General features: G+C 71.9%; 29 protein-coding genes. 17 read left to right on the forward strand and 12 right to left on the reverse strand.

What is annotated here, in order from left to right:
- Positions 1–88 precede the first annotated feature (88 nt).
- Positions 89–1,387, reverse strand: coding sequence for an isocitrate lyase (gene aceA / locus M8542_RS41845; protein ID WP_257925939.1), 1,299 nt, complete (start codon positions 1,385–1,387; stop codon positions 89–91).
- A gap of 228 nt (positions 1,388–1,615) precedes the next feature.
- Between aceA and M8542_RS41850 the strand changes: the two genes are divergently transcribed.
- On the forward strand, positions 1,616–3,040 hold the full coding sequence (locus M8542_RS41850) for a short-chain fatty acyl-CoA regulator family protein (RefSeq protein ID WP_257925940.1): 1,425 nt from the start codon (positions 1,616–1,618) through the stop codon (positions 3,038–3,040).
- Here M8542_RS41850 and M8542_RS41855 read toward each other — a convergent pair whose 3' ends face one another.
- Together M8542_RS41855 and M8542_RS41860 are read right to left on the reverse strand one after the other, a co-directional pair.
- Positions 3,041–4,018 (reverse strand): hypothetical protein, encoded by a 978-nt coding sequence (locus tag M8542_RS41855; RefSeq protein WP_257925941.1) that lies wholly within the window; start codon positions 4,016–4,018, stop codon positions 3,041–3,043.
- Entirely contained in the window at positions 4,015–4,503 is a 489-nt protein-coding gene (locus tag M8542_RS41860) for a SigE family RNA polymerase sigma factor (RefSeq protein WP_257925942.1), read from the reverse strand. The genes M8542_RS41855 and M8542_RS41860 overlap by 4 nt, the downstream gene beginning before the upstream one ends.
- Positions 4,504–4,591: 88 nt before the next feature.
- On the opposite strand from M8542_RS41860, the gene ilvA reads away from it, so the two are divergent.
- A complete protein-coding gene (gene ilvA, locus M8542_RS41865; protein WP_257925943.1) occupies positions 4,592–5,848 on the forward strand; it encodes a threonine ammonia-lyase IlvA in 1,257 nt (418 codons plus the stop codon).
- Positions 5,849–5,868: 20 nt separating this feature from the next.
- On the forward strand, positions 5,869–6,432 hold the full coding sequence (ybiA, locus tag M8542_RS41870; RefSeq protein WP_257925944.1) for a riboflavin biosynthesis intermediates N-glycosidase: 564 nt from the start codon (positions 5,869–5,871) through the stop codon (positions 6,430–6,432).
- A 1-nt stretch (position 6,433) separates the two neighbouring features.
- On the opposite strand, the gene M8542_RS41875 is transcribed toward ybiA, so the two are convergent.
- Both M8542_RS41875 and M8542_RS41880 read right to left on the reverse strand, forming a co-directional pair.
- Complete coding sequence (locus M8542_RS41875; protein WP_257925945.1) at positions 6,434–7,834, reverse strand: alpha/beta fold hydrolase; 1,401 nt, start codon at positions 7,832–7,834, stop codon at positions 6,434–6,436.
- 131 nt (positions 7,835–7,965) lie between these two features.
- Positions 7,966–8,670, reverse strand: a complete 705-nt coding sequence (locus M8542_RS41880) for a FadR/GntR family transcriptional regulator (RefSeq protein WP_257925946.1) — start codon at positions 8,668–8,670, stop codon at positions 7,966–7,968.
- Positions 8,671–8,745: 75 nt separating this feature from the next.
- Between M8542_RS41880 and M8542_RS41885 the strand changes: the two genes are divergently transcribed.
- Entirely contained in the window at positions 8,746–9,618 is an 873-nt protein-coding gene (locus tag M8542_RS41885; protein ID WP_257925947.1) for a carbon-nitrogen hydrolase family protein, read from the forward strand.
- Entirely contained in the window at positions 9,615–10,940 is a 1,326-nt protein-coding gene (locus M8542_RS41890; protein WP_257925948.1) for an APC family permease, read from the forward strand. Before M8542_RS41885 ends, M8542_RS41890 begins: the two co-directional genes overlap by 4 nt.
- 1 nt (position 10,941) lies before the next feature.
- On the opposite strand, the gene M8542_RS41895 is transcribed toward M8542_RS41890, so the two are convergent.
- Positions 10,942–11,319, reverse strand: a complete 378-nt coding sequence (locus tag M8542_RS41895) for a DUF6234 family protein (RefSeq protein ID WP_257925949.1) — start codon at positions 11,317–11,319, stop codon at positions 10,942–10,944.
- A gap of 43 nt (positions 11,320–11,362) precedes the next feature.
- Entirely contained in the window at positions 11,363–12,115 is a 753-nt protein-coding gene (locus M8542_RS41900) for an acyltransferase (protein ID WP_257925950.1), read from the reverse strand.
- Between the two features lie 65 nt (positions 12,116–12,180).
- On the opposite strand from M8542_RS41900, the gene M8542_RS41905 reads away from it, so the two are divergent.
- Entirely contained in the window at positions 12,181–13,143 is a 963-nt protein-coding gene (locus M8542_RS41905) for a nucleoside hydrolase (protein ID WP_257925951.1), read from the forward strand.
- Positions 13,140–14,282: a C40 family peptidase gene (locus M8542_RS41910; protein ID WP_372508741.1), complete on the forward strand. Its 1,143-nt coding sequence runs from the start codon at positions 13,140–13,142 to the stop codon at positions 14,280–14,282. Before M8542_RS41905 ends, M8542_RS41910 begins: the two co-directional genes overlap by 4 nt.
- Positions 14,283–14,325: 43 nt before the next feature.
- Here the strand turns inward: M8542_RS41910 and M8542_RS41915 are convergent, their stop codons facing one another.
- A complete protein-coding gene (locus M8542_RS41915) occupies positions 14,326–15,147 on the reverse strand; it encodes an MBL fold metallo-hydrolase (RefSeq protein ID WP_257925952.1) in 822 nt (273 codons plus the stop codon).
- The gene (locus M8542_RS41920; RefSeq protein WP_257925953.1) at positions 15,144–15,989 is read right to left on the reverse strand and encodes an alpha/beta fold hydrolase; all 846 of its coding nucleotides are present in this window, start codon (positions 15,987–15,989) and stop codon (positions 15,144–15,146) included. The genes M8542_RS41915 and M8542_RS41920 overlap by 4 nt, the downstream gene beginning before the upstream one ends.
- Before the next feature lie 95 nt (positions 15,990–16,084).
- On the opposite strand from M8542_RS41920, the gene M8542_RS41925 reads away from it, so the two are divergent.
- A complete protein-coding gene (locus M8542_RS41925) occupies positions 16,085–16,450 on the forward strand; it encodes a winged helix-turn-helix transcriptional regulator (protein ID WP_257925954.1) in 366 nt (121 codons plus the stop codon).
- A 6-nt stretch (positions 16,451–16,456) separates the two neighbouring features.
- Here the strand turns inward: M8542_RS41925 and M8542_RS41930 are convergent, their stop codons facing one another.
- Positions 16,457–16,825 (reverse strand): VOC family protein, encoded by a 369-nt coding sequence (locus M8542_RS41930; protein WP_257925955.1) that lies wholly within the window; start codon positions 16,823–16,825, stop codon positions 16,457–16,459.
- Positions 16,826–16,911: 86 nt separating this feature from the next.
- On the opposite strand from M8542_RS41930, the gene M8542_RS41935 reads away from it, so the two are divergent.
- Positions 16,912–17,541 carry a winged helix-turn-helix transcriptional regulator gene (locus M8542_RS41935; protein WP_257925956.1) on the forward strand — a complete coding sequence of 210 codons (630 nt, stop codon included), beginning with the start codon at positions 16,912–16,914 and terminating at the stop codon, positions 17,539–17,541.
- Position 17,542: 1 nt separating this feature from the next.
- On the opposite strand, the gene M8542_RS41940 is transcribed toward M8542_RS41935, so the two are convergent.
- Positions 17,543–18,391, reverse strand: coding sequence for an SDR family oxidoreductase (locus M8542_RS41940; protein ID WP_257925957.1), 849 nt, complete (start codon positions 18,389–18,391; stop codon positions 17,543–17,545).
- Positions 18,392–18,469: 78 nt separating this feature from the next.
- Between M8542_RS41940 and M8542_RS41945 the strand changes: the two genes are divergently transcribed.
- The gene (locus M8542_RS41945; RefSeq protein ID WP_257925958.1) at positions 18,470–19,264 is read left to right on the forward strand and encodes a helix-turn-helix transcriptional regulator; all 795 of its coding nucleotides are present in this window, start codon (positions 18,470–18,472) and stop codon (positions 19,262–19,264) included.
- Here M8542_RS41945 and M8542_RS41950 read toward each other — a convergent pair.
- Positions 19,254–20,405 carry an MFS transporter gene (locus M8542_RS41950; RefSeq protein WP_257925959.1) on the reverse strand — a complete coding sequence of 384 codons (1,152 nt, stop codon included), beginning with the start codon at positions 20,403–20,405 and terminating at the stop codon, positions 19,254–19,256. The two genes, M8542_RS41945 and M8542_RS41950, sit on opposite strands and share 11 nt — an antisense overlap.
- A gap of 22 nt (positions 20,406–20,427) precedes the next feature.
- On the opposite strand from M8542_RS41950, the gene M8542_RS41955 reads away from it, so the two are divergent.
- The 7 genes from M8542_RS41955 (at position 20,428) to M8542_RS41985 (ending at position 26,193) form a co-directional block, all read left to right on the forward strand.
- Positions 20,428–20,700: a hypothetical protein gene (locus M8542_RS41955; RefSeq protein WP_257925960.1), complete on the forward strand. Its 273-nt coding sequence runs from the start codon at positions 20,428–20,430 to the stop codon at positions 20,698–20,700.
- 65 nt (positions 20,701–20,765) lie between these two features.
- The gene (locus M8542_RS41960; protein WP_257925961.1) at positions 20,766–21,161 is read left to right on the forward strand and encodes a YciI family protein; all 396 of its coding nucleotides are present in this window, start codon (positions 20,766–20,768) and stop codon (positions 21,159–21,161) included.
- Positions 21,161–22,402 (forward strand): RNA polymerase sigma factor, encoded by a 1,242-nt coding sequence (locus M8542_RS41965; RefSeq protein WP_257925962.1) that lies wholly within the window; start codon positions 21,161–21,163, stop codon positions 22,400–22,402. Before M8542_RS41960 ends, M8542_RS41965 begins: the two co-directional genes overlap by 1 nt.
- A gap of 39 nt (positions 22,403–22,441) precedes the next feature.
- Positions 22,442–23,212, forward strand: a complete 771-nt coding sequence (locus M8542_RS41970) for a maleylpyruvate isomerase family mycothiol-dependent enzyme (RefSeq protein WP_257925963.1) — start codon at positions 22,442–22,444, stop codon at positions 23,210–23,212.
- Positions 23,213–23,272: 60 nt separating this feature from the next.
- Positions 23,273–24,079, forward strand: a complete 807-nt coding sequence (locus M8542_RS41975) for a hypothetical protein (protein ID WP_257925964.1) — start codon at positions 23,273–23,275, stop codon at positions 24,077–24,079.
- A 78-nt stretch (positions 24,080–24,157) separates the two neighbouring features.
- Positions 24,158–24,733: a PadR family transcriptional regulator gene (locus M8542_RS41980; protein ID WP_257925965.1), complete on the forward strand. Its 576-nt coding sequence runs from the start codon at positions 24,158–24,160 to the stop codon at positions 24,731–24,733.
- A gap of 11 nt (positions 24,734–24,744) precedes the next feature.
- Entirely contained in the window at positions 24,745–26,193 is a 1,449-nt protein-coding gene (locus M8542_RS41985; RefSeq protein ID WP_257925966.1) for an FAD-dependent monooxygenase, read from the forward strand.
- Positions 26,194–26,298: the final 105 nt, after the last annotated feature.

A 26,298-nucleotide genomic window follows, 5' to 3' on the forward strand; every position in this document is an offset into this window, starting at 1 on the left:
GCCTCCGCGAGCTGTGCAGGGAAGGAAAGAAGGGAGGGACGCGACCTGACGGCGGAGGGGGGTGGCCGCCGTCAGGTCGCGACCGGGATCAGTGGAACTGGGCTTCTTCGGTGGAGCCCTTGAGCGCGGTGGTCGAGCTCTCCGGGTTCAGCGCCGTCGCGACCTGGTCGAAGTAGCCGGTGCCGACCTCGCGCTGGTGCTTGGTCGCGGTGTAGCCGCGGCTCTCCGAAGCGAACTCGCGCTCCTGCAGGTCGACGTAGGCGGTCATGCCCTCGCGGGCGTAGCCGTGCGCCAGGTCGAACATCGAGTAGTTCAGCGCGTGGAAGCCGGCCAGGGTGATGAACTGGAACTTGTAGCCCATGTGGCCGAGCTCGCGCTGGAACTTCGCGATCGTCGCGTCGTCCAGGTGCTTCTTCCAGTTGAACGACGGCGAGCAGTTGTAGGCCAGCATCTGGTCCGGGAACTTCGCCTTGATCGCCTCGGCGTACTTGCGCGCCACCTCGAGGTCGGGCTCCGAGGTCTCCATCCAGAGCAGGTCGGCGTACTGGGCGTAGGCCAGGCCGCGCTCGATGCAGGGGTCGATGCCGTTGGTGACCTCGTAGAAGCCCTCGGCGGTGCGGCCGCCGGTCAGGAACTGCTGGTCACGCTCGTCGACGTCGCTGGTCAGCAGCGTCGCGGCCTGCGCGTCGGTGCGGGCGACGATCAGCGACGGCACACCGGCGACGTCCGCGGCGAGGCGGGCGGCGTTCAGCGTGCGCTCGTGCTGCTTGGTCGGGATGAGGACCTTGCCGCCGAGGTGGCCGCACTTCTTCTCGGACGCGAGCTGGTCTTCCCAGTGCACGCCCGCGGCGCCGGCCGCGATCATGCCCTTCATCAGCTCGTACGCGTTGAGCGGGCCGCCGAAGCCGGCCTCGGCGTCGGCGACGATCGGGGCGTACCAGTCGATGTCCCCACCGGTGTTGCCCTGGTTGAAAGATTCCGCCCAGTTGATCTGGTCGGCGCGGCCCAGCGCGTTGTTGATGCGGCGGACCACGGCCGGCACCGAGTTGGCCGGGTAGAGGCTCTGGTCCGGGTAGGTCTGGCCGGAGAGGTTGGCGTCGGCCGCGACCTGCCAGCCGGACAGGTAGATCGCCTGCAGGCCGGCGCGGACCTGCTGGACGGCCTGGTTGCCGGTCAGGGCGCCCAGCGCGTGGATGTAGTCCTCGGTCTGCAGGAGCTTCCACAGCTTCTCGGCGCCGCGGCGGGCCAGCGTGTGCTCCTCGACCACGCTGCCGCGCAGCTTGACGACGTCCTCAGCCGAGTAGGAGCGCTGCACGCCCGCCCAGCGGGGGTCGCTCGCCCACTGTGCCGCCAGCTCCGCGGCCGCCTGCTTGGCCTGTTCCGTCATCGGTTCTCCCGGTGTTGCGAAGTTTGCGATTGCTCGCCTTGCCTGATCCGACCCTTGCACGGCAGCGAAAATCCGGTCCAGCTGTCCAATTTGCCAATTTGTGCGAAGGGACCGTAGGCTTCTTGCAAAGGTTGCGAATCAGCTGGTTCGCAACGGGACGAAAATTCGCGTTCTTGACCGTTCACGTAACCGTTCAGGACCGGAAACCTTCCGGAGAGGTGGCCACGAATGGAGAAGACTTTCGCCGGAGCGCGGTTGCGCCATTTGCGCGAAAGCCGGGCGATGAGCCAGGCCGACCTCGCTCGTGTGCTGGAGATCTCACCCAGCTACCTCAACCAGATCGAGCACAACTCGCGCCCGCTGACCGTCCCGGTGCTGCTGCGGATCACGCAGGCGTTCGGCGTCGACACGGAGTTCTTCGCCAACAACGACACGTCCCGGCTGGTCGCCGACGTCAAGGAAGCCCTGCTCGACGAGGTCCTCGGCGTCGACGTCACCACCGGCGAGCTCAACGAGCTGGCCACGAACCTGCCGGCGATCGCGCAGGCGCTGGTCAAGCTGCACCGCAGCTACCGCAACGCCGTCGAGAACACCGCGGCGCTGACCACGGAAAACGGCCTGGGCCTGCACGGGAGCGCGGCGGCGCCGCTGCCGCACGAGGAGGTCCGCGACTTCTTCTACGAGCGTGAGAACTACGTCGCCGAGCTGGACGAACGCGCCGAGAAGATGGCCGCCGACATCCCGCTGCGGCGCGGTCAGGTGCTCGGCGAGCTGAAGGAACGTCTTTCGCAGCGCTACGGCGTCGAGGTCACGAGCGCCGGGATCGACGAATCCGCTGGTCAGCAGCACCGCTACGAACCGGCGACCCGCGTGCTGCGGCTGGCGCCGAGCCTGCGGGTCGGGCAGCAGGCGTTCCGGATGGCGTCGCAGATCGCGTTGATCGAGTACGACGACCTGATCACCGAGCTGGCCGACTCGTGGGCGTTCTCCGGGCCGGCGGCGCGCTCGCTCGCCCGCGTCGGGCTGGCGAACTACTTCGCGGGGGCGCTGATCCTCCCCTATGGACCGTTCCTCACCGCGGCCGAGCGCTTCCGCTACGACATCGAGCGGCTGTGCGACCACTTCGGCGTCGGCTTCGAGACGGTCTGCCACCGGCTGTCCACTTTGCAACGGCCGAAGCAGCGCGCGGTGCCGTTCTCGTTCGTGCGGGTGGACCGCGCCGGGAACATGTCGAAGCGGCAGTCCGCGGCGGGCTTCCACTTCTCCCGGGTGGGCGGCGCGTGTCCGTTGTGGAACATCTACGAGGCGTTCACCCAGCCGGGGAAGATCCTGACGCAGATCGCGACGCTGCCCGACGGCAAGAGCTACTTCTGGATCGCGCGCACGGTGTCGCGCAACATCGGCGGCTACGGCAGCCCGGGCAAGACGTTCACGGTGGGCCTGGGCTGCGAACTGCGGCACGCGGGCCGGCTCGTCTACTCGACCGGCCTCGACCTGGACGAGCCGGCCGCCGCGACGCCCATCGGGATGGGCTGCAAAGTCTGCGAACGGCCGGCTTGCTCCCAGCGCGCGTTCCCGACGATCGGCAAGCAGCTCACCGTCGACGAGAACACCAGCACCTTCGTCCCCTACCCGGCGGTGCCCAAGGGCTGATCACCCGATCACGTGCGTCGTCCACTTCGACTCGTCCGGCCCGAGCAGCGTGATCCTGCTCAGCAGGTCCTGCGCGGTGACGCCCGCGGCCTGCGGCTGGTCGATCCCGACGCAGGCCCGCAGCCCGTTCTTCGTCACGCACTGCGGCTCGCCGAGCCCGTCCACGCGGGCACCCGGCGGGGCGACGTTGATCGTCACCAGGGCGCCGTTCGCCGAGTACTGCAGCACCAGCCGCCACGGGACGCCGTCCTGGTCGGGCCGCCGCGAGGTGTAGGCGTCGGACAGGTGGAACGACGGCGGGAGGCTGCTGATGTGCAGCGGCAGCGGCACGGCCCGCGGGCCGAAGGTCACCTCGCTCGCCACCCGGACCAGCGCCTGCTGGAGATCGGGCCGGGCCAGGTAGTACGTGTGCAGCTGGGCCCAGCGCCCGTCCGGGGTCGGCCAGCGCAGGTAGCTGTCGCCGTGGTTGAGGGGGTCGCTCGCGTCGGCCGTGATCCAGTGGCCGTCGCGGCCGCCGACCTTCTGCGGGATCTGCTTCGGCGTGCCGCTCAGGTCGCGTGGCGTGGCCGGTTCGCGGTCGTCGACCGAGAGCCAGATCATCGGGGCCAGGTCACCGCGGCCGATGGCCAAGACCGTGTCGCCGTGTCCGCCGGCCGCGTACTCGACGCCCTTGACCTCCTCCGGCAGCCAGCCGAAGGTCCCCTTCGCGACCAGCGGGTTGTCGGTGGGCGCCGGCGCGACGGGCGCGGGCTTGGGCAGCTCGGCGGCGGGCGCGGCGGGCGGCGTCGGCCGGAACACCGACACGGCCGTCAGGCCCGCGGCCGTCACGACCGCGGCGCAGCCGACGACCAGCGCCGTGGTCCGCGCGCGACGACGCCGTCCGCCCAGCCGACGGGCCCGGTCGATGTCGATCCGGGGCGGCGGCGCGGGCGCGTCGGCGAGTTCCTTCAGCTGGGTGGCCAGCTCGTGGTCGGTCATGCTCGTCCCTCCCGGATGGGTTCGGCCAGCAGCCCGCGTAGCGTTTCCACGGCCTTCGCGGTCTGGCTCTTGACGGTGCCCTCGGAGCAGCCCAGCGCCTGGGCGGTTTCCGCGACCGGCAGGTCGCCGAAGTAGCGGAGGACGACGGTCGCGCGCTGCCGGGCGGGCAGCCGGTCCAGCGCGGCGCGCAGGTCGAGCGCCGCTTCGACGTCCGGACCCGGCGTGGGCCGTTCCTGGTCGGCGCCGCGCAGGTCGACCCGCCGCCACCACGACGTCCGCTGCTCGGCGAGGAAGGCGTTGACCAGCGTGCGGCGCGCGTAGCCGTCGAGGTTGTCCGCCCGCGCGGCCCGCGACCAGTTCGCGTAGAGCCGGGTGATCGCCGTCTGGACCAGGTCGTCGGCCCGGTGCCAGTCGCCGCAGAGCAGGTACGCGACCTTGCGCAACCAGCCCGTCCGTGTGGTCACGTACTCGGTGAAGTCGTCCACCGGCACCCCCTGTCCTGTTCGTCACCCCTTTGATGCGCCCGGAGGCCCGGCCGGTTGCCCGGGACGCGCGAGTCGTAGATTCAGCGGGGTGCACGACATCGACACGGTGACCGCGGCGACCATCGAAAAGGCCGCCGAGCGGCTGGCCGGGGTGGTGACCCGCACGCCGCTGGAGCCGAGCGCGCGGCTGTCCTCCCGGGTGGACGCCCAGGTCTGGGTGAAGCGCGAGGACCTGCAGACCGTCCGGTCGTACAAGATCCGCGGCGCGTTCAACTTCATCGTCCAGCTCGACGAGCCGACCCGCGCGCTCGGCGTCGTCTGCGCGAGCGCGGGGAACCACGCCCAAGGCGTCGCTTATGCGTGTCGCCGGCTGGGCGCCAACGGGCGCGTGTACGTCCCGGGCACCACGCCGCGGCAGAAGCGCGAGCGCATCGCGACGCTCGGCGGCGCGCACATCGAGGTCATCGTCGTCGGCGAAACGTACGAAGACGCCTTCGCCGCGGCCAACGAAGACGCCCAGCGCACCGGCGCGACGCTGGTCCCCGCGTTCGACGACGTCCGGACGGTCGCCGGCCAGGGCACGGTCGCCGTGGAAGTGATCGAGCAGCTCGGCTTCGTCCCCGACGTCGTGGTCGTCCCGGTCGGGGGCGGCGGACTGCTCGCGGGCGTCGGCAGCTGGCTGCGGGAACGGCACCCGGACGTGCGGATCGTCGGCGTCGAGCCCGCGGGCGCGGCGTGCATGGCGGCCGCCCTTTCGGCCGGGCACCCGGTGCGGCTGCCCGAGCTCGACTCGTTCGTCGACGGCGCGGCGGTCCGGGAGGCCGGCGCGGTCACCTACCCGCTGGTCCGCGAGAGCGGCGCCGAACTGACCTCGGTCGCCGAGGGCGCGATCTGCACCGAGATGCTCGCGATGTACCAGTCCGACGGGATCATCGCCGAGCCCGCGGGCGCGCTCGCGGCGGCGTCGCTCGGCTCGGTGGTCGAGGTCGAGCCGCGGCAGACCGTCGTCGTGGTGGTCTCCGGCGGCAACAACGACGTCAGCCGCTACAGCGAGATCCTCGAACGCTCGCTGATGCACGAAGGGCTGAAGCACTACTTCCTGGTCGGGTTCCCGCAGGAGCCGGGCGCGCTGCGGCGGTTCCTGGAGCAGGTCCTCGGGCCGGAGGACGACATCACCCGCTTCGAGTACGTCAAGCGCACCAACCGCGAGATGGGCCCGGCGCTGGTCGGCATCGAGATCGCCCGCTCGTCCGACCTGCCCGGGCTGCTGGCGCGGATGGACGCGAGCCCGCTGCAGGTGGAGCGGATCGAGCCGGGCAGCCCCCTGTTCCACTTCCTGCTCTGAGCGCGTGGTCCACTAGGCGGATGGTGAAGGTCGACGGGGTCCGCAGTGTCGAGGCGTTGCGCGAAAAGGTCCATGAGGGTGCGGAGCCCGAGTACCTGCTGTTCTACGGGCACACGCCCACGAAGTCCGGCCGGGTGACGGCGAGCTGCCTGAGCCAGTGGTGGGTCGACCCGTTCGAGGCCGACGGCGTCGAGTACCCGACCGCCGAGCACTACATGATGGCCGGCAAGGCGCTGTTGTTCGGTGACGTCGAGAAGGCCGAGCTGATCCGCTCGACGCCCGACGCGAAGACGGCGAAGGTGCTCGGCCGCGAGGTCGCCGGGTTCGACACAGCGACCTGGGAGCGGCACCGGTTCGACATCGTCGTCGACGGGAACCTCGCCAAGTTCCGCGCCCACCGCGACCTGCGCCGGTTCCTGCTCGGGACGGGCGAGGCGGTGCTCGTCGAGGCGTCGAAGAAGGACCTCGTGTGGGGCACCGGCCTCGCCCGGGAAGAGAAGAACGCGACCAAACCGGACTACTGGCGTGGGCTGAACCTGCTGGGCTTCGCGCTGATGGAGGTCCGCGACCAGCTGCGCGCCTGAGTCACGGCTTGGGCGTGGGCGCGCCCGCGCAGGAAGCCGACGTCGTCCGGCCCGTGTCGAAAAAAGTGACCGCGGCGTCGGCGCAGGGCAGCGAGGACAGCGAGCCGTGGGCGTCGTCCTCGACGGTCATCAGCGCGCCGCCGATCCGGTGTTGCATGGCGAGCGCCCAGCCGATGGGCGTGACCGGTTCGTAGAGGTGGCCGACCAGCTGCAGCGGGCTCGTCCCTTTTTCGAACACCCACGGCCGCGCGGCCAGCGGCCAGCCGACACAGAGCTGTTCGTAGAGGCCGTAGCCGCCGGCGACCGGCAGCCGCTTCATGTGGTCGAGCCGGTGCTGCCAGATCGTGTCGAAGTCACGCGGGCTCGGGGACTCGTTGCAGAGCAGGGCGGCCTGCTGGGCGTGGTTGAACGCACTCGGCTCACCGTCCCAGCCGAAGCCGCTCGGTGTCGTCTTTTTGACCACGGGCTGGTCGCCGGCCCGGATCGCGACGAGCTGTTTCGCGAGGTCCGGCCACTCGCGACGTGGGTTGGCGAGCATGCCGTTGACGGTGGCGCCGTACTTGTCCCGCAGCTCCAGCAGGACTTTCGCGACCTGGGGCTCAGTGGTCCCGAAGTGGTACACGCTGTCGTAGCGGGCGATCCACGAGGCGAAGTCGTGGAAGGTGTTCTCGCCGGCCGTCGCCTGGTCATCGTCCATGGTCGTGACGCTGAGGTCCGGCGGCATGACCGAGTCGAGCAGCATCTTGTCGACGTGCTCGTCGAAGAGCGACCGGTACTGCGCACCGAGCGCCGTGCCCCAGGAGACGCCGTAGTAGCCGATCTTGTCCTCGCCGAGCGCCTCCCGGATGCGATCCATGTCCCGGGCGATGGTCGGCGTGGTCAGATTTCGGACGAACGCCGGGTGCGCGTCGACGCACTCGCGGTTCGCCTTCGCGATGCGCTCGGCGGCCTCGCGGGCTTTGTCCCGGTCGGGGACGCCGGGGTCCGGTTCAGGGCTCTCCATCTGACAAGGGAGGTCGGCGCTGTAGCCGACCCCACGCGGATCGAACCCGACGAGGTCGTGGTGGAGACCGATGCCCCCGGCGTGACTGTCGGCGATGCTGCCCGGCATGCCCAGACCGGACTGGCCGGGCCCACCGGGATTCAGCAGAACGGCGCCGGCGCGCTCCCCGGTCGCCCGGATCCGGCTGACGGCGAGGTCGATTTTCGGACCACCGGGATCGGCGTAGTCCACCGGGACCGGGACGAGCGCGCATTCGGTCCGCTGGTCATCGGGATCCCACCCGCGGGCGACGGCGGAGCAGAGCTGCCAGGACAGCCCGCCCGCGGCGGCGACCGCGGGGACAACGGGGAGCAACGCCACGGCGGCGAGCAACGGGACGGCGAACCGGGTGATCGACATGGGGCCCAGCCTGTCGGGCAGGCAGTGGGCGGAGATCGGCCGATGAGCCGATGCTCACCGCCGAACGGCCGGTGGTCGATCCGGGACCAAGCCCGCCGGCCGGCTTTGGTCGTTTTTTCGACCAGGCGAGGTCAGCCCAGGCCGACGAACATCGTCTGGTGCAGGCCGCGCACGTGCTTCCTGGTCACCCGCGCCGCCGCGTCCGCGTCGCCGGCCGAGAGCGCCTTCACCAAGCGAGCGTGGTCGCGGTTCGACTCGCGCAGCTTCGCCAGCGGGTACGGCAGGTAGAACCGGTACAGCTCGGCCAGCACCACCTCGTACTGCCCGACCGCCGCCGCCGGGCCCGGGGCCGCGACGGTCCGGTGGAACTCCGCGTCCAGCTCGTGGAACTCCGCCCAGCCCTTCGCCGTGTCCATCCGGGCGACCAACGTCCGGAGCCGCGCGAGGTCCGGCGACCGCTTCGCCACCAGTTGGACCAAACCCGCCTCCAGCACCAGGCGGTGGTCGATCAGCTCGTGGACCTCGTCAGCCGACTCGCGGTAGGCGCCGACCTCCCCGACCCGCTCCGCCGGCGGATTTTCGGCGACGAGCGTGCCGCCGCTCCGACCACGACGTCGCTCGATCAGGCCGTCGCCGACCAGGGACTCCAGCGCGCGCCGGACGGTGATCTCCGCGACGCCGAGCGCCCGCGCGATCTCGGCGTTCGCCGGCAGGCGCTCCCCCGGCTTCAGCAGGCCGAGCTCCACGGCGAGGGCGATCCGGGCGCGGACGGTGTCCAGCGCCGACAGCCGCCGGATGCCGGTCAGCGCGGGGGCGCTCAGGTCTGCCGTCGCCATGAACCGACCGTACCGCACAAACTGCTCATCTTGAGCACTCTTGTTTAAGTGTTCAAGATGGACTATTTTTCGTCCATGTCGCGACCACTGCCGATCGCCCTGGTGCAAGCGCCGCCCCGGCCCGGGTCCGCCGGGTTCGCCGGCGAGGTCGAGGACGTCCTTGGCCGATTTTCGGACACGCGCTTGGCCGCCTTCCCCGAGTTGCACCTCTGCGGCGTCGAGGGCGAAGGCGAAGAACGCACGAAGCAGCTCCGCGCCCTCGCTGAGCCCCTGCACGGCCCCAGGACCCAGGAGCTCGCCGAACTGGCCGGCGACCTGGGGATCTGGCTGGCGCCGGGGACGGTTTGCGAAGCGGGCGACCACGGCGAGCTGTTCAACACCGCCCTGGTCTTTTCGCCGCGAGGTGAGCTGGCCGGCTGGTACCGCAAGGTCTTCCCGTGGCGGCCCCACGAGCCGTACGACCCGGGTGACCGGTTCGTTGTCGCCGACCTGGCCGACGCCGGCCGCGTCGGCTTCTCCATCTGCTACGACGCGTGGTTCCCCGAAGTGACGCGACACCTCGCCTGGATGGGCGCCGAGGTCGTGCTCAACCCCGTCCAGACCACGACCCCCGACCGCGCCCAGGAGCTCGTCCTGGCCAGGGCGAACGCCATCGTCAACCAGGTCTTCGTCGCCAGCGTGAACACGGCGGGACCGTTCGGGATGGGCGACAGCCTGCTCGTCGGGCCCGAGGGCGACATCCTTGCCGCGCTCCCCGGTCCCGGCGAAGGCGTCCTCGCCCACACGATCGACCTCGACGAGGTGGCCCGCGTTCGGCGCGTGGGCACCGCGGGCACCAACCGCGTGTGGGACCAGTTCACCCCCACCGACACACCCCTCGACCTGCCGCTCTACCAGGGCCGGATCGACCCGGACCGCTGGCGCCCACGAGAAGGAGACGACCGATGACCACCACGGCCGCGGCCCCGGCCGCCCTGCAGCGCCGGCTCGGGCTGCCCGGCGTCGTCCTGTTCGGGCTCGCCTACATGGCGCCGCTGATCGTGCTCGGCACCTTCGGCATCGTCGCGACGACGACCGAGGGCACCGTCCCGTCGGCCTACCTGCTCGCCCTGGTCGCGATGCTGTTCACCGCGGCGAGCTACGGGAAGATGGCCGCCACCCACCCGGTCGCCGGCTCGGCCTACACCTATGTCCGGAAAGCCGTCGACGCCCGCGCCGGGTTCCTCGTCGGCTGGGCGGTGCTGCTCGACTACTTCTTCCTGCCGATGGTGATCTGGCTGATCGGCGGCGCCTACCTGTCGGCCGAGTTCCCGGCGGTGCCCAATTGGATCTGGTTGATCACTTTCATCGCGTTGACCACGATCCTCAACGTCCTGGGCATCAAGATCGCCGAGAAGGCGAACTTCGTCCTCATGGCCTTCCAGATCTTGGTGATCGGTTTCTTCGTCGTTCTTTCGGTCAAGCAGGTCCTGCACGTCGGCGGCGCGCTGGCCAGCACCCAGCCGTTCTTCCACCCCGGCAGCACGCTGGGCACGATCTCCGGCGGCGCCGCGCTCGCGACGTACTCCTTCCTCGGGTTCGACGCCGTGACGACGTTGACCGAGGAGACGACCGAACCGCGCAAGACGATCCCCCGCGCCATCCTGCTGACCGCGCTGATCGGCGGCGGCATCTTCGTCGTGCTCGCCTACTTCACCCAGCTCGCCCACCCGGGCAGCGCCTTCACCGACGAGTCGTCGGCCGCGTTCGAAATCGCGACGACGATCGGCGGCAACCTCTTCGCGTCGTTCTTCCTCGCCGGCCTCGTCGTGGCGCAGTTCGCGTCGGGGATCGCCGCGCAGGCGAGCGCGTCCCGGCTGATGTTCGCGATGGGCCGCGACGGCGTGCTGCCGCGGATCTTCGGCAAACTGCAGCCGCGGTTCGCGACCCCGGTGTTCGGGATCGTCCTCACCGGGCTGGTCGGGCTGGTCGCGTTGTCGCTGGACGTCAGCACATCGACGTCGTTCATCAACTTCGGGGCGTTCACCGCGTTCACGTTCGTCAACGTCAGCGTGCTGGCGACGTGGCTGCGCGACCGGTCCGGGAAACGCGTGCTGACCTGGGTGGTCTTCCCGGTGATCGGCGCCGTGGTCGATGTGTGGCTGCTGGTCAACCTGGACGGCATCGCGCTGATCTTCGGGCTGGTCTGGCTGGCGATCGGCATCGTCGTCCTGACGGCGATCACCCGCGGCTTCCGCCGGCCGCCGCCGGAGATGACCTTCGAGGAGTAGGTCAGTCGCCCGGGCATTCGTTGCCGCCGCCGCTGCGCTCGACGCAGTGGCGTGGCCCCGGCGGAGGCGGCGGCGCGTGCCGGACGTCGTCGACCCACTTCAGCCCGGCAACCGCGATGGCGACGACCAGGCAGATCCCGAAGAACCACGTCCACCCGCGCCGACGCGTGGTCGCCGAAACGACCACGCCCACCAGCGGCAGCCCGGCGCCGAGCCAGGCCGCCCAGGTCAGGTAGCCGTCGCCCGCGTGCGAGCTAGTGCCGAACACCGAGAAGCTCGCCGCGAAACCCTGCAAGAACAAGAACGGCACGACGAGCAGCAGGCCGACGGCGCACAGCGCCAGCACGACCGAGGCCCACGCGGTCCGGATCTCCCCCATCCGGTCAGTATGTCCGGCGCGAGGGCGAAGCGACTGAGTACTTCTACTGCTCCAGGGTCTTCTGCAGCGCCTTGTTCGCCTTCCGCGCCATGTCGGCGACAGCCTCACGGCGCGCCGCGTCGGCCGCGTAGTCCTCTTCGCGGTTGCGGACGACCCGGGCCGGCGCGCCGACCGCGATCGAGTAGTCCGGGATGTCGCCGCGGACGACCGCGTGCGCGCCCAGCACCGAACCACGGCCGATGCGGGTGCCCTTCAGCACGCTGACCTTGGTGCCGAGCCACGTGTCCGGTCCGATCCGCACCGGCGACTTCACGATGCCCTGGTCCTTGATCGGGACGTGGATGTCCGCGATGACGTGGTCGAAGTCACAGATGTACACCCAGTCGGCGACCAGCGTGGCCGCGCCGAGCTCGATGTCGAGGTAGCAGTTGATGACGTTCTGGCGGCCGAACACGGACTTGTCGCCGATCCGCAGCGAACCCTCGTGGCAGCGGATGGCGTTGCCGTCGCCGATGTGCACCCAGCGGCCGATCTCCAGCCGCCCGTAGCCCGGCCGGCAGTGGATCTCCACGTTCTTCCCGAGGAAGAGCATGCCGCGCAGGATGATGTGCGGGTTCGCGAGCCGGAACTTCAGCAGCCGGTAGTACCGGACCAGGTACCAAGGCGTGTACGCGCGGTTGCGCAGCACCCAGCGCAGCGAGTCGGCGGTCAGGAACTTCGCCTGCCGCGGGTCGCGCCGCGCGCGCCGCCAGGCCCGCGCCCGCGACAGCACCGGCGCACCCCACATCGACGTCATGCCCGTGACCGTAACCTGTGTGCGGGACGGGTTCACAGGCAGACGGGTTCAGGCAGGGGAGCTGGATGGGCACGAAGCTGATCATCGACACCGACCCGGGCGTCGACGACGCGCTGGCGATCGCGCTGGCGGCGCTGTCGCCGGACGTCGACCTGCTGGGCGTGACGTCGGTGTTCGGCAACGTCCCCCTGGATCGCACGACGTCCAACGCCCGCCGCCTGCTGGAGCTGTTCGGCCGCACCGACGTGCCGGTGGCCGCCGGCTCGGCGCGCCCGCTGGTGTACTCGAAGCCGCGCGACGCCAAGGAAGTCCACGGTGGCGACGGCCTGTCGGGCCACTCCTACACGCTCCCGGAGGCGACCCGGCCGCTCGACGAGCGCGACGCCGTGCGCCTGATGCTGGACCTGCTGGAAGCGTCCGACGAGCCGGTGACCATCGCCCCGATCGGGCCGCTGACGAACATCGCCGCGCTGCTCGCGGCGCACCCGGGCGCGGCGGCGAAGATCGGCCGGCTGGTGATCATGGGCGGTGGGGTGACGTTCGGCAACAGCACCACCGCCGCCGAGTTCAACATCTGGAGCGACCCCGAAGCTGCTCGCCGCGTGCTGGTCGAGGAGGACGTCCCGGTCGTGCTGGTGCCGCTCGACCTCACGCACCGCTGCGCCGTCGACGCCGACTGGCTGGCGAAGCTCGCGGCGTCCGGCCCGATCGGCGCCGTCCTGGAAGGACTCACCTCCACCTACCGCCAGCACTACACGCGCGTGTTCGGCGAGGACCGGATGGTCATGCACGACGCCGTCGCGGTCGCCGAGGCGATCTCGCCGGGCATCCTGCACAGCGAGACCTACCGCGTCGACGTCGACTGCGGGCTGGGCCCGGCGCGCGGGCAGACGCTCGTCGACCGGCGAAGGCTCGGCGAGGACGATCCGCAGTTCAGTCCCGGGCGGCCGATCGAGGTCGCGATGGACACCGACCTCGACGGCCTGCGTGGTTTCGTCCTCGACCGGCTGACCGGAGCCGCGCGGTGAGCGACGAGCCCGAGATCGTGCCGGAGGAAACGCCCGCGCCCCGGCGCCGGAAGCCCGCGATCGTGGTGGCCGCGGTCGTCGTGGTCGCCGCCGCGCTCGTGGCCGGCGTCCAGTTCGCGCCGAAGCAGGAGGAGGCGACGAACGCCGCGGCGACCGGCACGCCGACGCCGTCTGTCAAAAAAACGACCACGCCGCCACCCCGGACGTCGGCGCCGCCGAAGGTGCCCGAAGCGAGCGAGTTCGACGCCTGGGCGTCCAAGACCAGCCAGTGGCTCGACGTCCCGTTGCGTGCGATGGTCGGCTACGCGAAGGCGACGACGAAGCTGGCCAAGGACGTCCCGGGCTGCCACCTGTCGTGGGTGACGCTGGCCGCGGTCGGAAAAGTGACCACGGACCACGGGCGCGCGCAGGGTGGGCAGATCGGCACCACCGGCGTCCTGGACAAGGCACTGGGCACGATCGAGGTGCGCGACTTCTACAACAAGGTCGTCTCGACGGCGAACGCTGCCGGGCCGATGCAGGTTTCGCCGGCGAACTGGGCCAAGTACCAGGCGAGCTACGCGGGCGGGAAGCCCGATGTCCAGAACATCGACGACGCGGCGCTGACCACCGGCCGCGCGTTGTGCGCCGACGGGCACGACCTCTCCCAGGGCCAGGTCTGGTGGGACTCGGTCGCGACGCTGCAGGCCGCGCCGCTGTTCCTGCACCGGACGCTGGCGACGGTCAACGTCTACGGCACGGTCGGCCAGGGCACGGCGGCGCCGAACGCGGCGGTGCTGAGCGCGGTCAACTTCGCGATCGACAAGATCGGGCTCCCGTACATCTGGGGCGGCAACGGCACCGGCGGCAACGACCCGGGCTTCGACTGCTCGGGCCTGACGACGGCGGCGTACGCCAGCGCCGGCGTCAAGCTGATGCGCACGGCGGACACGCAGTTCCGGAGCGTCCAGCACGTGACGGACCCGCAGCTGGGCGACCTGATCTTCTACGGCGAGCCGGCGACGAAGATCCACCACGTGGGCCTCTACATCGGCAACCAGCAGATGATCGACGCGCCGCAGACCGGCCAGGCGGTGCAGGTCCACTCGTACCGCAAGGACGGCGACGACTACGCGGGGGCCGGCCGACCCACGGCGTGAGCGGCCCGCACCGTGGTTTGGTCGTTCCGGCGACCAAACGAACTCAGCCGAGGTGGTCGTTCGCCCCGCTGACCCAGGCGATGTAGCGCTCCGCGGACCGGCGGACCGCGCCCTTGGCGTCGCCGAGGACCGTGCCGCCCAGCAGGCCGTAAAGGCGGTCGAACTCGTACGGCTCGAGCCGGTCCACGATGCGTCGGACCAGGGCCGCCGACAGCGGGATCTTGTTCGGGTAGCTGCGCATGAACGTCACCCAGCCCGCCGCCGCGACCGGCACCATCGTGTCGCCGACCAGCAGCGTGCCGCCGGTGTCGTTCTCGATGTGGGCGACCGCGGCGCCCGGGAAGTGCCCGCCCGCCTCGACCAGCGTCACCCCGGGCAGGACGCGCTCGGTGCCGGACCACTCCCGGATCACCGGGTCCTCCCGCCGGACCCACTGCCGGTCGGCGGCGTGGACGAGCACCGGGATATGCCCGAGCCGGTGGCTCCAGCTGACCTGCGAGCCGTACATGTGCGGGTGGCTGGCCACGATCACCGCCGCCCCGCCGAGCTCCTCGACCTCGGCCACCAGCGCGGGGTCGAGGTGGTTCGGCGGGTCCCACAGGAGGTTGCCCTCGGCCGTCCGGACCAGGTGCGTCCACTGGCCGATGCCGAACGACGGTTCCCGGTTGAACCGGTGCAGGCCCGGTTCCAGCTCCTCGTGCACGACGGAGTGGCCGTCGGCCGAAAGCTTCTCCAGCGTCGTCCACTCCTGGCCCGTGGCCGGGACCCACTGGCGGTCGTCGGCGCAGATCGCGCACTCGCCCGCCGGGGGCTGGTCGGTGTCGGGGTGTTCGACCCCGCAGGTCCCGCAGATCCAGATCGTCATGACACCAGTCTTGAAGCTCCAGCGTGGTGGAGGTCAAGGAACGCCACCAGCAGCGGCACCAGTGCGTCGGGCCGGTCCAGCGGGATGATGTGGCCGCAGTCCTCGACGACGTGGGCCACGAGGTCGTCGGCGATCGGCCGCAGCTGGCGGGCGAGCGCGTCCCCCACCGGGTGGGCGCCGATCGCTATCGTCGGCACGGTCAGCCGGGTGGCCGCGACGGCGTCCGCGATCTGCCGGGCGCTGACCGGCATCGCGCGGTAGTGGGCGAACGCGCTGCGCAGGGCGTCGCGGCCGGTGTAGGCGGCGACGAACTGGTCGCGAATTTCACGCGGCACGCCGCGGCCCAGGGTGCCGGCGTCGAGGAACCAGTCCACGTACTCCGCTTCGTGCCCCGCGAGGACGGTCTCGGCGAGCTCCGGGACGGCGTGGAACCCGAACCACCACGGCGGCCCGCCGGTCAGGAAGTCTTCGGCCCCGGGCAGCCGGCCCAGCAGCGACTCCATGACGACCAGCCCGCGGACGCGCTCGGGGCGTCGCATGGCCAGGAGGAACGCGGGCGGCGCGCCCGCGTCGATGCCGATCACCGTGGCTGCCGGTTCGCCGAGGGCGTCGAGCAGGGCCTCGGCGTCGTCGGCCAGGGCGCCCGCGTCGTAGCCGCCGGCCGGGCGGGCCGACGCGCCGAGCCCGCGCAGGTCCGGGGCGATGACCCGGTGCCGCCTCGCCAGGTGCGGGATCACCTCGGCCCACACCCGCCAGGTGTGCGGGAAACCGTGCAGCAGCAGGACGGCCGGCCCCTCCCCGGTGACCGTGGCGTTGATCTCGATGCCGTTCACCCGCAGCATGACTTCCTCTCGGTTACCATTGGTTACCAGAAAACCGTAGGTAACTTCGGCCGCCCGGCCAAGACGGCACTTTCCCGACAGGTGGTGAGCTCCAGGTGACCCCCTCCCCGCGCGGTGACCTGTTCGACCCCGCGTGCCCGACGCGTCGGCTCCTCGACCGGATCGGCACGAAGTGGACGTCGATGGTCGTCAAGGTGCTGGCCGAGGCGGATCCGGGCGAAGTGCGCTTCGCCGATTTGCAGCGACGGATGCCGGGCGTCTCCCAGAAGATGCTTTCGGTGACGCTGCGCTCGCTGACCCACGACGGCCTGGTCGCGCGCCGCGTCGAGCCGACGGTGCCGCCGAAGGTGCACTACCGGCTCACGGACCTGGGCTTGTCCCTCGAGGTGCCGCTGGCCGCGTTGCGGAACTGGGCTGAGGAGAACATGGCGGCGATCGACCGGGCCAACGCCGAAGCATGAGCGCGTTCAGGCCGGCCCGGCGAGCCCGACCAGGTTGCCCTCCGGGTCGGTGAAGTGGGCGACCACGAGGTCGCGCCCCGGCGCGCGGTCCAGGCCCATCCGGCGCGTGCCGCCGAGACGTTCGGCTTCCGCCAGCGCCGCGGCGACGTCCGGAACTCCGACGTAAAACACGACATGACTCTCGTGCCCCGCGCCGCCGCCGACGCCGCCGGGGATGCCGTCCGTTTCGACGAAGCCGTAGTTGCCCGCCTCCGACACCTGGTCCGACACCGGTCCGGACGTGTCGAACTTCCAGCCGAACAGCTCGCCGTAGTACCCGCGCAGCCGCCGGGGGTCGGTGCCGATGATTTCGAAGTGCACGACCGGTCGGCTCATGACCGTTCCTTCCCGTGGACATCCAGGCCCCTGACCGTACGCTGCCGTAGTTGTTAAAAACAACCATGCGATGCTAACTTCGAACCATGCCGACCAGCCGGACCTATGGTGACGCCTGCGCGACCGCCCGCGCGCTCGACGTCGTCGGCGAACGCTGGGCGCTGCTCGTCGTGCGTGAGCTGCTCCTCGGCCCGCAGCGGTTTTCCGACGTCCGCCGCGCGCTGCCGGGTGCGAGCACGAATTTAGTCACCGATCGACTACGCGAGCTCGAGGGCCACGGTGTGGTCGCGCGGCGGAAGCTGCCGCCGCCGGCGGGCTCGACCGTCTACGAGTTGACCGAGTGGGGTCGCGAGCTGGAGCCGATCGTGCTGGCGCTGGGCGCTTGGGCCACCCGCGTCCCGCTCCCCCGGCCCGCGACGCTCGGCGTCACGTCCGTGCTGCTGTTCCTCCGCGGGGCCGCACGGCCCCGCCGAACCGCCTGTTACCGCGTCGAGCTGGATGCCCGCGTGTGGACGGTCCGGACGGAGCCGGGCCGGCTGACCGTCGAGCCGGGCGAGCCCGTCGCGCCCGACGCGACCATCCGGACCGACCCGCCGACGCTGAACGCGCTGCTCGAAACGCCGTCGGACCTGGACGTCGCGATCGGCGCCGAGCTGATGACCGTCGAGGGCGACCTGGAGGCCGTCCGTCGGCTGCTGAGCGACCACGAAGGCTGAGTCAGGCGAAGTCCCGGACGTGGTCGGCGGCCCATTCGGCGAAGCCGCGAGCCGCGTGGCCGGTGATCTCCCGGACGGTTTCGGTCGTCGGCTGCGGCCGGTCGACCAAGGCGGCCAGCCGCCGGATCCGGGCCTCGACCACCTCGGCGGAACCGACGCGACCCAGTCCGCGAGCCTCGAGCACCGCAGTCAGTTCACGCCGGTAGTCGTCGAGGTCTTGGGCCTCGACACGGACCGGGCGCCTGGCCGCCTGGCCGACCAGCGCCGCCTGGCGCCGGACCGTGAGCGATTCGGGTCCGGTCAGCGCGTAGGCCGCTCCGAGGTGCCCCGATGCGGTCAGCGCACATGCGGCGACCTCGGCGATGTCCGCTTCGTGGACCAAAGCCGAGTGCGAGTCCGGGAACGGGTCGCGCACGACGCCCGCCCGAACCGCGTCCGCCCACATCAGGCGATTGGTCGCGAATCCGCCAGGCCTCAGGAACGTCCACGGGATCCCGGCGGCGCGCACTGCTTCTTCGGCTTCGCCGTGGGCGCGGGTGATGGCGTCGTCCGACGTCGGGTCCGCGCCCAACGCGGACAGCAGGACGACCTGGGCCAGGCCGCTCGCCCGGGAGAGGAAGCCGTCGAGCCCGGCCGTGCCCGCGTAGACGAACGCCTTGGTGACCCCGTCGAGGGCGACGTCCCAGCCTTCGGGGTGGGCCAGGTCGGCCGCCACCACGTCGACGCCGGCGGGCAGGCGCGTCGCGCGCGGGTCGCGGCCGGCCGCGCGCACCTCGTGGTCGTTTTCGAGCAAAAGTCTCACCAGCGCGCGGGCGACGTTCCCGCGGGCTCCGCTCACCAGAATCGTCATGTGACCAGGCTGGTCGCGAAGCGGCGACGCGGGGTAGGCACTGGCGGTACCACCCCGGCGCGGGGTGATGATGGTGGCGTGGACAAGGTCGAACTGGGCGCGTTCCTGCGCAGCCGGCGAGCCCGGCTGCAAGCCGCCGACGTCGGCCTGGCGCCCGGCCCGCGACGGCAGACGCCCGGGTTGCGGCGCGCGGAAGTGGCGCTGGTCGCCGGTATCTCCATCGACTACTACGTCCGGCTCGAACAGGGCCGCGGGCCGCAGCCGTCGGAGCAGGTCCTCGCCGCGCTCGGGCACGCGTTGCGGCTGAGCGGCGACGAGCACGCGTACCTGCGGCGGCTGGCCCGCCCGGCCCCGGTGCCGCCGCCGCGGCCGGTGCCGGACAACGTCCTGCGGCTGCTCGAGCGCCTCGGCGACGTGCCGGCCATGGTCATCGACGCCGGGTACGACATGGTCGCCTGGAACCGGATGCTGGTCGCGCTGATCGGCGACCCCGCCGGGTGGCCGGCGCGGCGGCGCAACCGGCTGCGTCGGCTGTTCGACACCGGGGACACGATCACCGGCAACCGGCTCGAGCTGGCCCGGCTCTGCGTCGCCGACCTGCGGGCGAGCGGGCGGTACCCGGCCGATCCCGCGGTCCGGTCGCTCGTCGACGAGCTGCTCGGCGAGAGCCCGGAGTTCCCCCGGCTGTGGGCCGAGCGCGAGGTGGTCGTGCAGCGGACGCTCACCAAGCGGACCGTCCACCCGGTCGCCGGCCCGCTGGAGCTCGACTGCGAAATCCTCGCCGTCCCGGGCCGCGAACACCGGCTGCTGGTCTACACGGCCGCGCCGGGCACGCCGTCCGCCGAGGGCCTGAAGCGGCTGCTCACCGCGTGAGCGTGGCTTCCCGCACCCGCAGCGACGGCGCGAGGAAAATGATCGCGAAAGTGACCACGACCGCCGACGACAGCGCCCAGTGCAACCCGATCCGGGTGGCCAGCGCGCCGACCAGGACCGGCTCCACCAGGAAGCCGAGGTACCCGCACGCGGCGACGGCGGCGACCGCGCGGCCCGGCGCGTCGGCCTGCTTCCGGCTGGCCACGCTCCACGCGATCGGCACAATCCCGGCCACACCGAGCCCGACCACCGCGAAGCCGACGATCCCCGCGAACGGCCACGGCGCGAAAAGGACCACGGCGAACCCCAGGACCGCGACCGTGGTCGCGACGCGGACGAACCGCACCGCGCCCGTCCGGGCCACGACGCGGTCGGCGACCAGCCGGACCGCGATCATCGTCCCGGAGAACGCGAAGTAGCCCAGCGACGCGAGCGCGGGCGTCGCGTCCGTGACGTCGGCCAGGTACACCGCGCTCCAGCTGTTGACCGCGCCCTCGGCGACGAACCCGCAGAACGCGATCACCCCCAGCGGCACCAGCGCGCGGCTCGGCCACGCGAACGCCGTCTCGCCCTGGCCGCGGTCGGCGCCGGTCAGGAACCGCGACCGGCCCCACAGCGCGAGCGCGAGCAGCACCGCCCCGGCCACCGGGAAGTGCACCGCCACCGGGACGTGCAAGGCCTCCATCAGGGCGTCGACGCCGGAGCCGGCGAGGCCGCCGATGTTCCAGAAGGCGTGGAAGCCCGCGAAGATCGGGCGTCCGTAGCCCTCCTCGACGCGGGCGGCGTGGGCGTTCATCGCGACGTCGAGCAGGCTGTTGCCGACCCCGAGCACGACGAGCGCGGCGACGAACACCGGCGTCGACCAGGCGAACGCGACCAGCGGCAGCCCCGCGCAGAGCACGACGGCGCACAGCGCGACGGCCGCGCGGCTGCCGATCCGGGTGAGCAGCGCCCCCGCGGCCAGCAGCGCCACGACCGATCCCATCGCGAGACCGAACAGCCCGGTCGCCAGCTCCCCGGTCGTCAGCCCGAGCTGCGCCTGCACGGCCGGCACCCGGGCCAGCCAGGTCGCGAACGCCGCCCCGCACACCGCGAAGACGATGGAGACACCGATGCGAGCACGTTTCAGTTCCCCGGTCACCTCGGCGATTATCCTGATCTCCGTGGCCAGCTGGGACGACGTCGGCCGGATCGCGCGCGGGCTGCCCGAGGTGGCCGAGGACAGCGCGCGCGGGCACCTGGCCTGGCAGGTCGGCAAGAAGGGGTTCGCCTGGGAGCGGCCGTTGCGCAAAGGCGACGTCGAAGCGCTCGGCGCGCGGGCGCCGACCGGGCCGGTGCTGTGCGCGTACGTGCCCGACGTCGGGGTCGAGGCGTGGTTGTGCCGGGCGCCGAAACGGCTGGCGAAAACTTGGGTCGAAAATCGGCAAGGGATGTAGAGACGGCGGGCCGGGCTCCGTCCTTACCCGTGAACGCGCCACCGGGGCGCGGAGAGGAGCCGATCATGGCGAAGTACATGCTGCTGATGAGCTACACCGGAAGCGCCGCGTGCGACCTCCCGATGGGCGAGTGGCCGCCGGAGGACATCCGCGCGCACATCGACTTCCAGCGCGCGCTCGACGCCGAGCTGCGGGACAAGGGCGAGCTCGTCGACGCGCAGGGCCTGGCCGGGCCCGACCTGGCGAAGACGGTGGTCTTCGACGGCCGGACCAGCCCCGTGGTCACCGACGGGCCGTACCCGGAGGGCAAGGAGCTGCTGGCCGGCTACTGGGTCGTCGATGTCGAGAGCGAGGAGCGCGCGCTGGAGATCGCGGCGAAGGCCTCGGCCGCGCCCGGGCCGGGTGGCGTGCCGATCCAGCAGCCGATCGAGGTCCGCCAGGTGATGAGCGCGCCCGCCTGATGGCCGGTGAAGGGGTCGAGGACCTGTTGCGCACGCTCGCGCCGCAGGTCCTCGGCGTCGTCGCGCGGCGTTTTCGCGACTTCGACGCCGCGGAGGACGCCGTGCAGGAAGCGCTGCTCGCGGCGGCGCGGCTGTGGCCGTCCGACGGGTTGCCGGACAACCCGCGCGGGTGGCTGATCCAGGCGGCCGTGCACCGGCTGACCGACCAGCTGCGCAGCGAGCAGGCGCGGCGCCGCCGGGAGGAGGCGGTGGCGCGCGAAGTCCCGCCCGCGGACGTCCCGGACACCGACGACACGCTGGTCCTGCTGTTCCTGTGCTGTCACCCGGCGCTGACCCCCGCGTCGGCGATCGCCCTGACGCTGCGCGCGGTCGGTGGCCTGACGACGGCCGAGATCGCCGGGGCGTTCCTGGTCCCGGAGGCGACCATGGCGCAGCGGATCAGCCGCGCCAAGGGCCGGATCAAGGCGTCGGACGTCCCCTTCCGGCTGCCGGACGACCACGAGCGCGAAGCCCGGCTGCGGTCGGTCCTGCACGTGCTCTACCTCGTGTTCAACGAGGGCTACACGAGCAGCGCGGGCAGCCGCCTGCACCGCGCCGAGCTGTCCGGCGAGGCGATCCGGCTGGCCCGGCTCCTGCACGGGATGCTGCCGGACGACGGCGAGGTCGCCGGGCTCCTGGCCCTGATGCTGCTGACCGACGCGCGGCGCCCGGCGCGGACCGGGCCGTCCGGCGAGCTGGTGCCGCTCGCCGAGCAGGACCGGGCGAAGTGGGACCGCGGGCAGATCCGGGAGGGCGTCGCGCTGGTCACCGACGCACTCAAGCGCGGTGACGCGGGCGAGTACCGGCTGCAGGCCGCGATCGCCGCCGCGCACGACATCGCGCCGCGCGTCGAGGACACCGACTGGCCGCAGATCCTGGGGACCTACCGGCTGCTGGAGCGGATGACCGACAACCCGGTCGTGACACTCAACCGCGCGATCGCGACGGCCATGGTCGACGGCCCGGCCGCCGGCCTCGCCCTGCTCGACACCCTCGGCGACCGGCTGACCGGGCACCGGCTCGACGCCGTCCGCGCGCACCTGCTGGAGCTCGCCGGGGACGTCGCGGCGGCGGTCCGGCACTACGACGCGGCCGCCGCGCGGACGACGAACACCCCGGAGCAGCGATACCTGACGACCCGCGCGGCGCGGCTCCGGCAGTCGGGCCAGGTCCTCGGGGGTGACCTTCGGGGCAGCCGATGACACCCCCACGGCCGCCGTCGTCCGGTTTACGGTGACCAGGTGACGTCCCTGAGCCACGAGCGGCTGGCCGACGCCCTGGTCGCCGAGGCGCGACGGTTCGGAACGGCGATCGCGGGCGCCGACCCGGGCCTGCGCGTCCCGACGTGTCCCGCGTGGTCGCTGCGTGACCTCGCCTGCCACGTCGGGCTGGCCTACTACAAAGCCGCGGCGATCATCGAGAGCCGGCCCACCGCGTACGTGCCGTTCGAGGCGGTCACCGTCGACGACCCGCCCGCGTTCGACGCCCTCGGCGGCTGGCTCGTCGACGGCGCACGGCGGCTCGTCGCCGCGGTGACCGACGTCGGCCCGGAGACGCCGACGTCGACCTGGACGCCCGACCCCCGGGCCGGGTTCTGGACGCGGCGGCTCACCCACGAGACCGTCGTCCACCGGGCGGACGCGGCGCTCGCCACGCGGACGCCCTACGACGTCGACGGCGAGCTCGCCGCGGACGGCATTTCCGAGGGCCTCGACCTCGTCGTGGTCTTTTCGCGACTACAGCACCCGGCGCTGGACCGGACGGCCCTGCGCGGCACCGGGCAGGCGCTGCTGTTCCGTGCCACCGAGCCGGAGCACGACTGGCTGGCCCGGCGGACGCCGTCGGCGGTCGAGGTGAGTCACGCGCGGGGCGACGCGGACGTCGTCGTCGAGGGGCGCGCGGCCGATCTCCTCCTCGCGCTGACCGGCCGGATCCCCGAGGACGACCCGCGGTTGACGATTTCCGGCGATTCCGCGCTGTTCGGGCATTGGCGGAAGAACACGGAGTTTTGAGCCGCTCGCTCGGCTAGAATCCGGCGATCTCTTCCGCACCCGCGGACCCGAGGAGGCCGGATGCTGCTCCGTGTGCTCGCACTGTCCGCCGCACTGGTGGCGGGGGTCGCCGCCCCGGCGACGGCGTCGACCCGGACCGTCACGATCGACGGCGCGGTCACCACCCCGGCGTCCTACACCGCTTCGCAGCTCGACGCGCTCGGCGGGCCCAGTGGCGTCGATGTGACCGAACTGGTCGCCGCGGCCGCGCCAGTGCTGCCGCCCGGGAAGAACACCGCCCTGCGCGTGACGCTGACCGTCACCGGCTCGGCGCACCGGTCGGTCACCTTCGCGCTGGCGGAGCTCGACCCGGCGTTCGGCAACCACCCCGCGGTGCTCACGACCCGCCACGGGATCGACCTGGTCGTCCCGGGCGACCGGGACCGCAGTCGGTTCGTGGCCGACGTCCGGCAGGTGCGGGTCGCGGTGTCGGCCGCGGCACCCGCCGGGCGGGCCGTGCGGATCACGACCGCGCGCCGGTCGGTCACGCTGCCGCCGGCGTTGCTGGCGCACCTGCCCGCCCGCACGGTGACCGCGTCCTTCGGCTCGGGCACCGGCCAGCAGACCCACTCCGAGACCGGGCCGTCGCTGGCCCTGGTCCTTTTGGTCGCCGGTGTGGTCCCCCGCGCGGACACGGCGGTCGTGGCGGTCGGCGACGACGGCTACGGCGCCGCCGTCACGCTCGCCGAAGAACGCACCGGCGGCCGCCCGCTCCTGCTGTCCACCGCGGAGGACGGCGTCCCGCTGGCGCTCCCCCGGCTCGTCCCGCTGGGCGACGTCAAGGGCGGCCGGTACGTCTCCGGAGTCGTCGCACTCGACGTGCGCTGACGCGAGGCCGCACAGCCGAGACACCGGGCTGTCTTGACGTCTGTCGTATAGTCGGTTCCGACTAATAGGGAGCGACTAGTGCCACCTCGTAAGATCCGCAACACCCTCGCGCTCGCCTTGCTCGGCCTGCTGCTGGAACGCCCGATGCACCCGTACGAAATGGCGTCCACCCTGCGCGAGCGCAACAAGGACACGAGCTTCAAGATCAACCCGGGTTCGCTCTACGACACTGTCGAGTCGCTGGCGAAGCACCGCTGGATCGAGCCGGTCGAAACGGTCCGGGACGGCAACCGGCCGGAGCGGACCGTCTACGCGCACACCGAGCTCGGCCGCCAGGAGTTCGTCGCCTGGCTCGACGAGCTGGTCCGCGAGCCGATCGCGGAGTACCCGAAGTTCGTCGCGGCGGTCGCCTATCTCGGCGCGCTCGGCCCCGAGCGCGCGGCCGACGCGCTGGAGGAACGCGCCCGACATCTGGCCGAACGCGTCGAAGGCGCGGACACGGCGCTGGCCGACACCGTGGGCCAGGGGGCGCCGCGGCTGTTCATGATCGAGGTCGAGTTCGTCCGGCACGCCTGGCAGGCCGAGCTCGACTGGGCCCGCCGCACCGCCGCCGAGATCCGCGCCGGCTCGCTGCCCTGGCCCGACCACTCCTGAGGGGAAACGCTGTGCACGAAACCGACGTCCTCATCGCCGGCGCCGGCCCCGCCGGCCTGCTGCTCGCCGCGGAACTCGCGCTGGCCGGCGTCCGCACCACGGTGGTCGAGCGCCTCCGGGAGCGCCCGCACTGCCGCGGCTTCAACCTCAACTCGCGCTCGCTGGACCTGCTTGCGCGTCGCGGGCTGGCCGAGGGCCTGGTCGCCGAGGGGCACCAGGTGCCGCACGCGCCGGTCACCGGCCTGCCCGGGCCGTTGCTGCTCGCGGACGCGGCGACCGATCACCCGTTCTCGCTGGGGATTCCACAGACCCGCGTCGAAGAAGTGCTGGAGGCGCGCGCCATCGAACTCGGCGCCGAGATCCTGCGTGGCCACGAGCTGCGCACGTTCACCCAGTCCCCGGACGGCGTTTCCGCGACCATCCACAATGGTCAGACGTTCGAGGCTCGTTACCTCGTGGGCTGCGACGGCGGGCGCAGCACGGTGCGCAAGCAGACCGGGATCGGCTTCCCGGGTGTGGACGCGCGCTGGTTCCCACTGCTCGGCGACGTCGAATGCGAGCTGCCGTACGGGGTTTCGGCCGGCCCGGACGGCCGCTCGGTGTACGTCATCCCGCGGCCCGGGTACGTCCGGATCATCGTCCGGGAGGACGACCCGCCCGCGGACAAGTACACACCGGTGCCGCTGGACCGACTGCAAGCGCAGGTCGACGCGGTGCTCGGCCGGCACGTCGAGCTGCGCGCGCCGCGCTGGCTGACCCGCTTCGGCGACGCGGCGCGCCTGGCGTCGCGCTACCGCGAGGGCCGGGTGCTCCTGGCGGGCGACGCGGCGCACATCCACCCGCCGGCGGGCGCGATCGGGGTGAACGTGGCGCTGGACGACGCGTTCAACCTGGGCTGGAAGCTGGCGGCGACGGTGCACGGGACAGCGCCGAACGGCCTCTTGGACACCTACCACGACGAGCGGCACGCGGCGGGCGAACGGATCCTGGCGAACACGCGGGCACAGGTCGCGCTGGCGGAGGACGACGAGGCACCGCTGGCCGACTTGATGCGCCGGGTCGCCGCGCATCCGGCCGGGAACCGGGCGCTGGCGGAGATCATCACCGGGCTGGACGCTTGTTACGAGCCGGGCGGGCACCCGTGGCTGGGGCGGCTGGCGCCGGACGTGCCGCTGCGGGTGGACGAGGTCGAGACTCACCTGGCCGCGTTGTTGCGTTCCGGGCGGCCGGTGCTGGTGGACTTTTCGGGGTCGTTCGCGGACTGGTCGCCGTCGGTCGAGGTGATTGCGGCGGGTTCGTCCACTTCGGACTTGTCGGCGGTGCTCCTGCGGCCTGACGGTCATGTGGCCTGGGCTGGGGCTCCGGGTTGTGGCGATGAGGGATTGGCCGATGCGGTGCACCGGTGGGTCGGGAAAGTCCCTCGCTCGTTGGCGGTCTCCGGAGGTGGTCGCGTTACCTGAGCCCTGGGGACGGGCGGATCGGCGGTGGCCGCGGGGCCGCCGATGGCCGCTGAGCGGGTGGCCTGCTTTGCGCTGGTGGAAGCAGGAACGGGCAGCAGGGAAGCG

This window comes from Amycolatopsis iheyensis (assembly GCF_024703995.1).
Classification (GTDB): domain Bacteria; phylum Actinomycetota; class Actinomycetes; order Mycobacteriales; family Pseudonocardiaceae; genus Amycolatopsis; species Amycolatopsis iheyensis.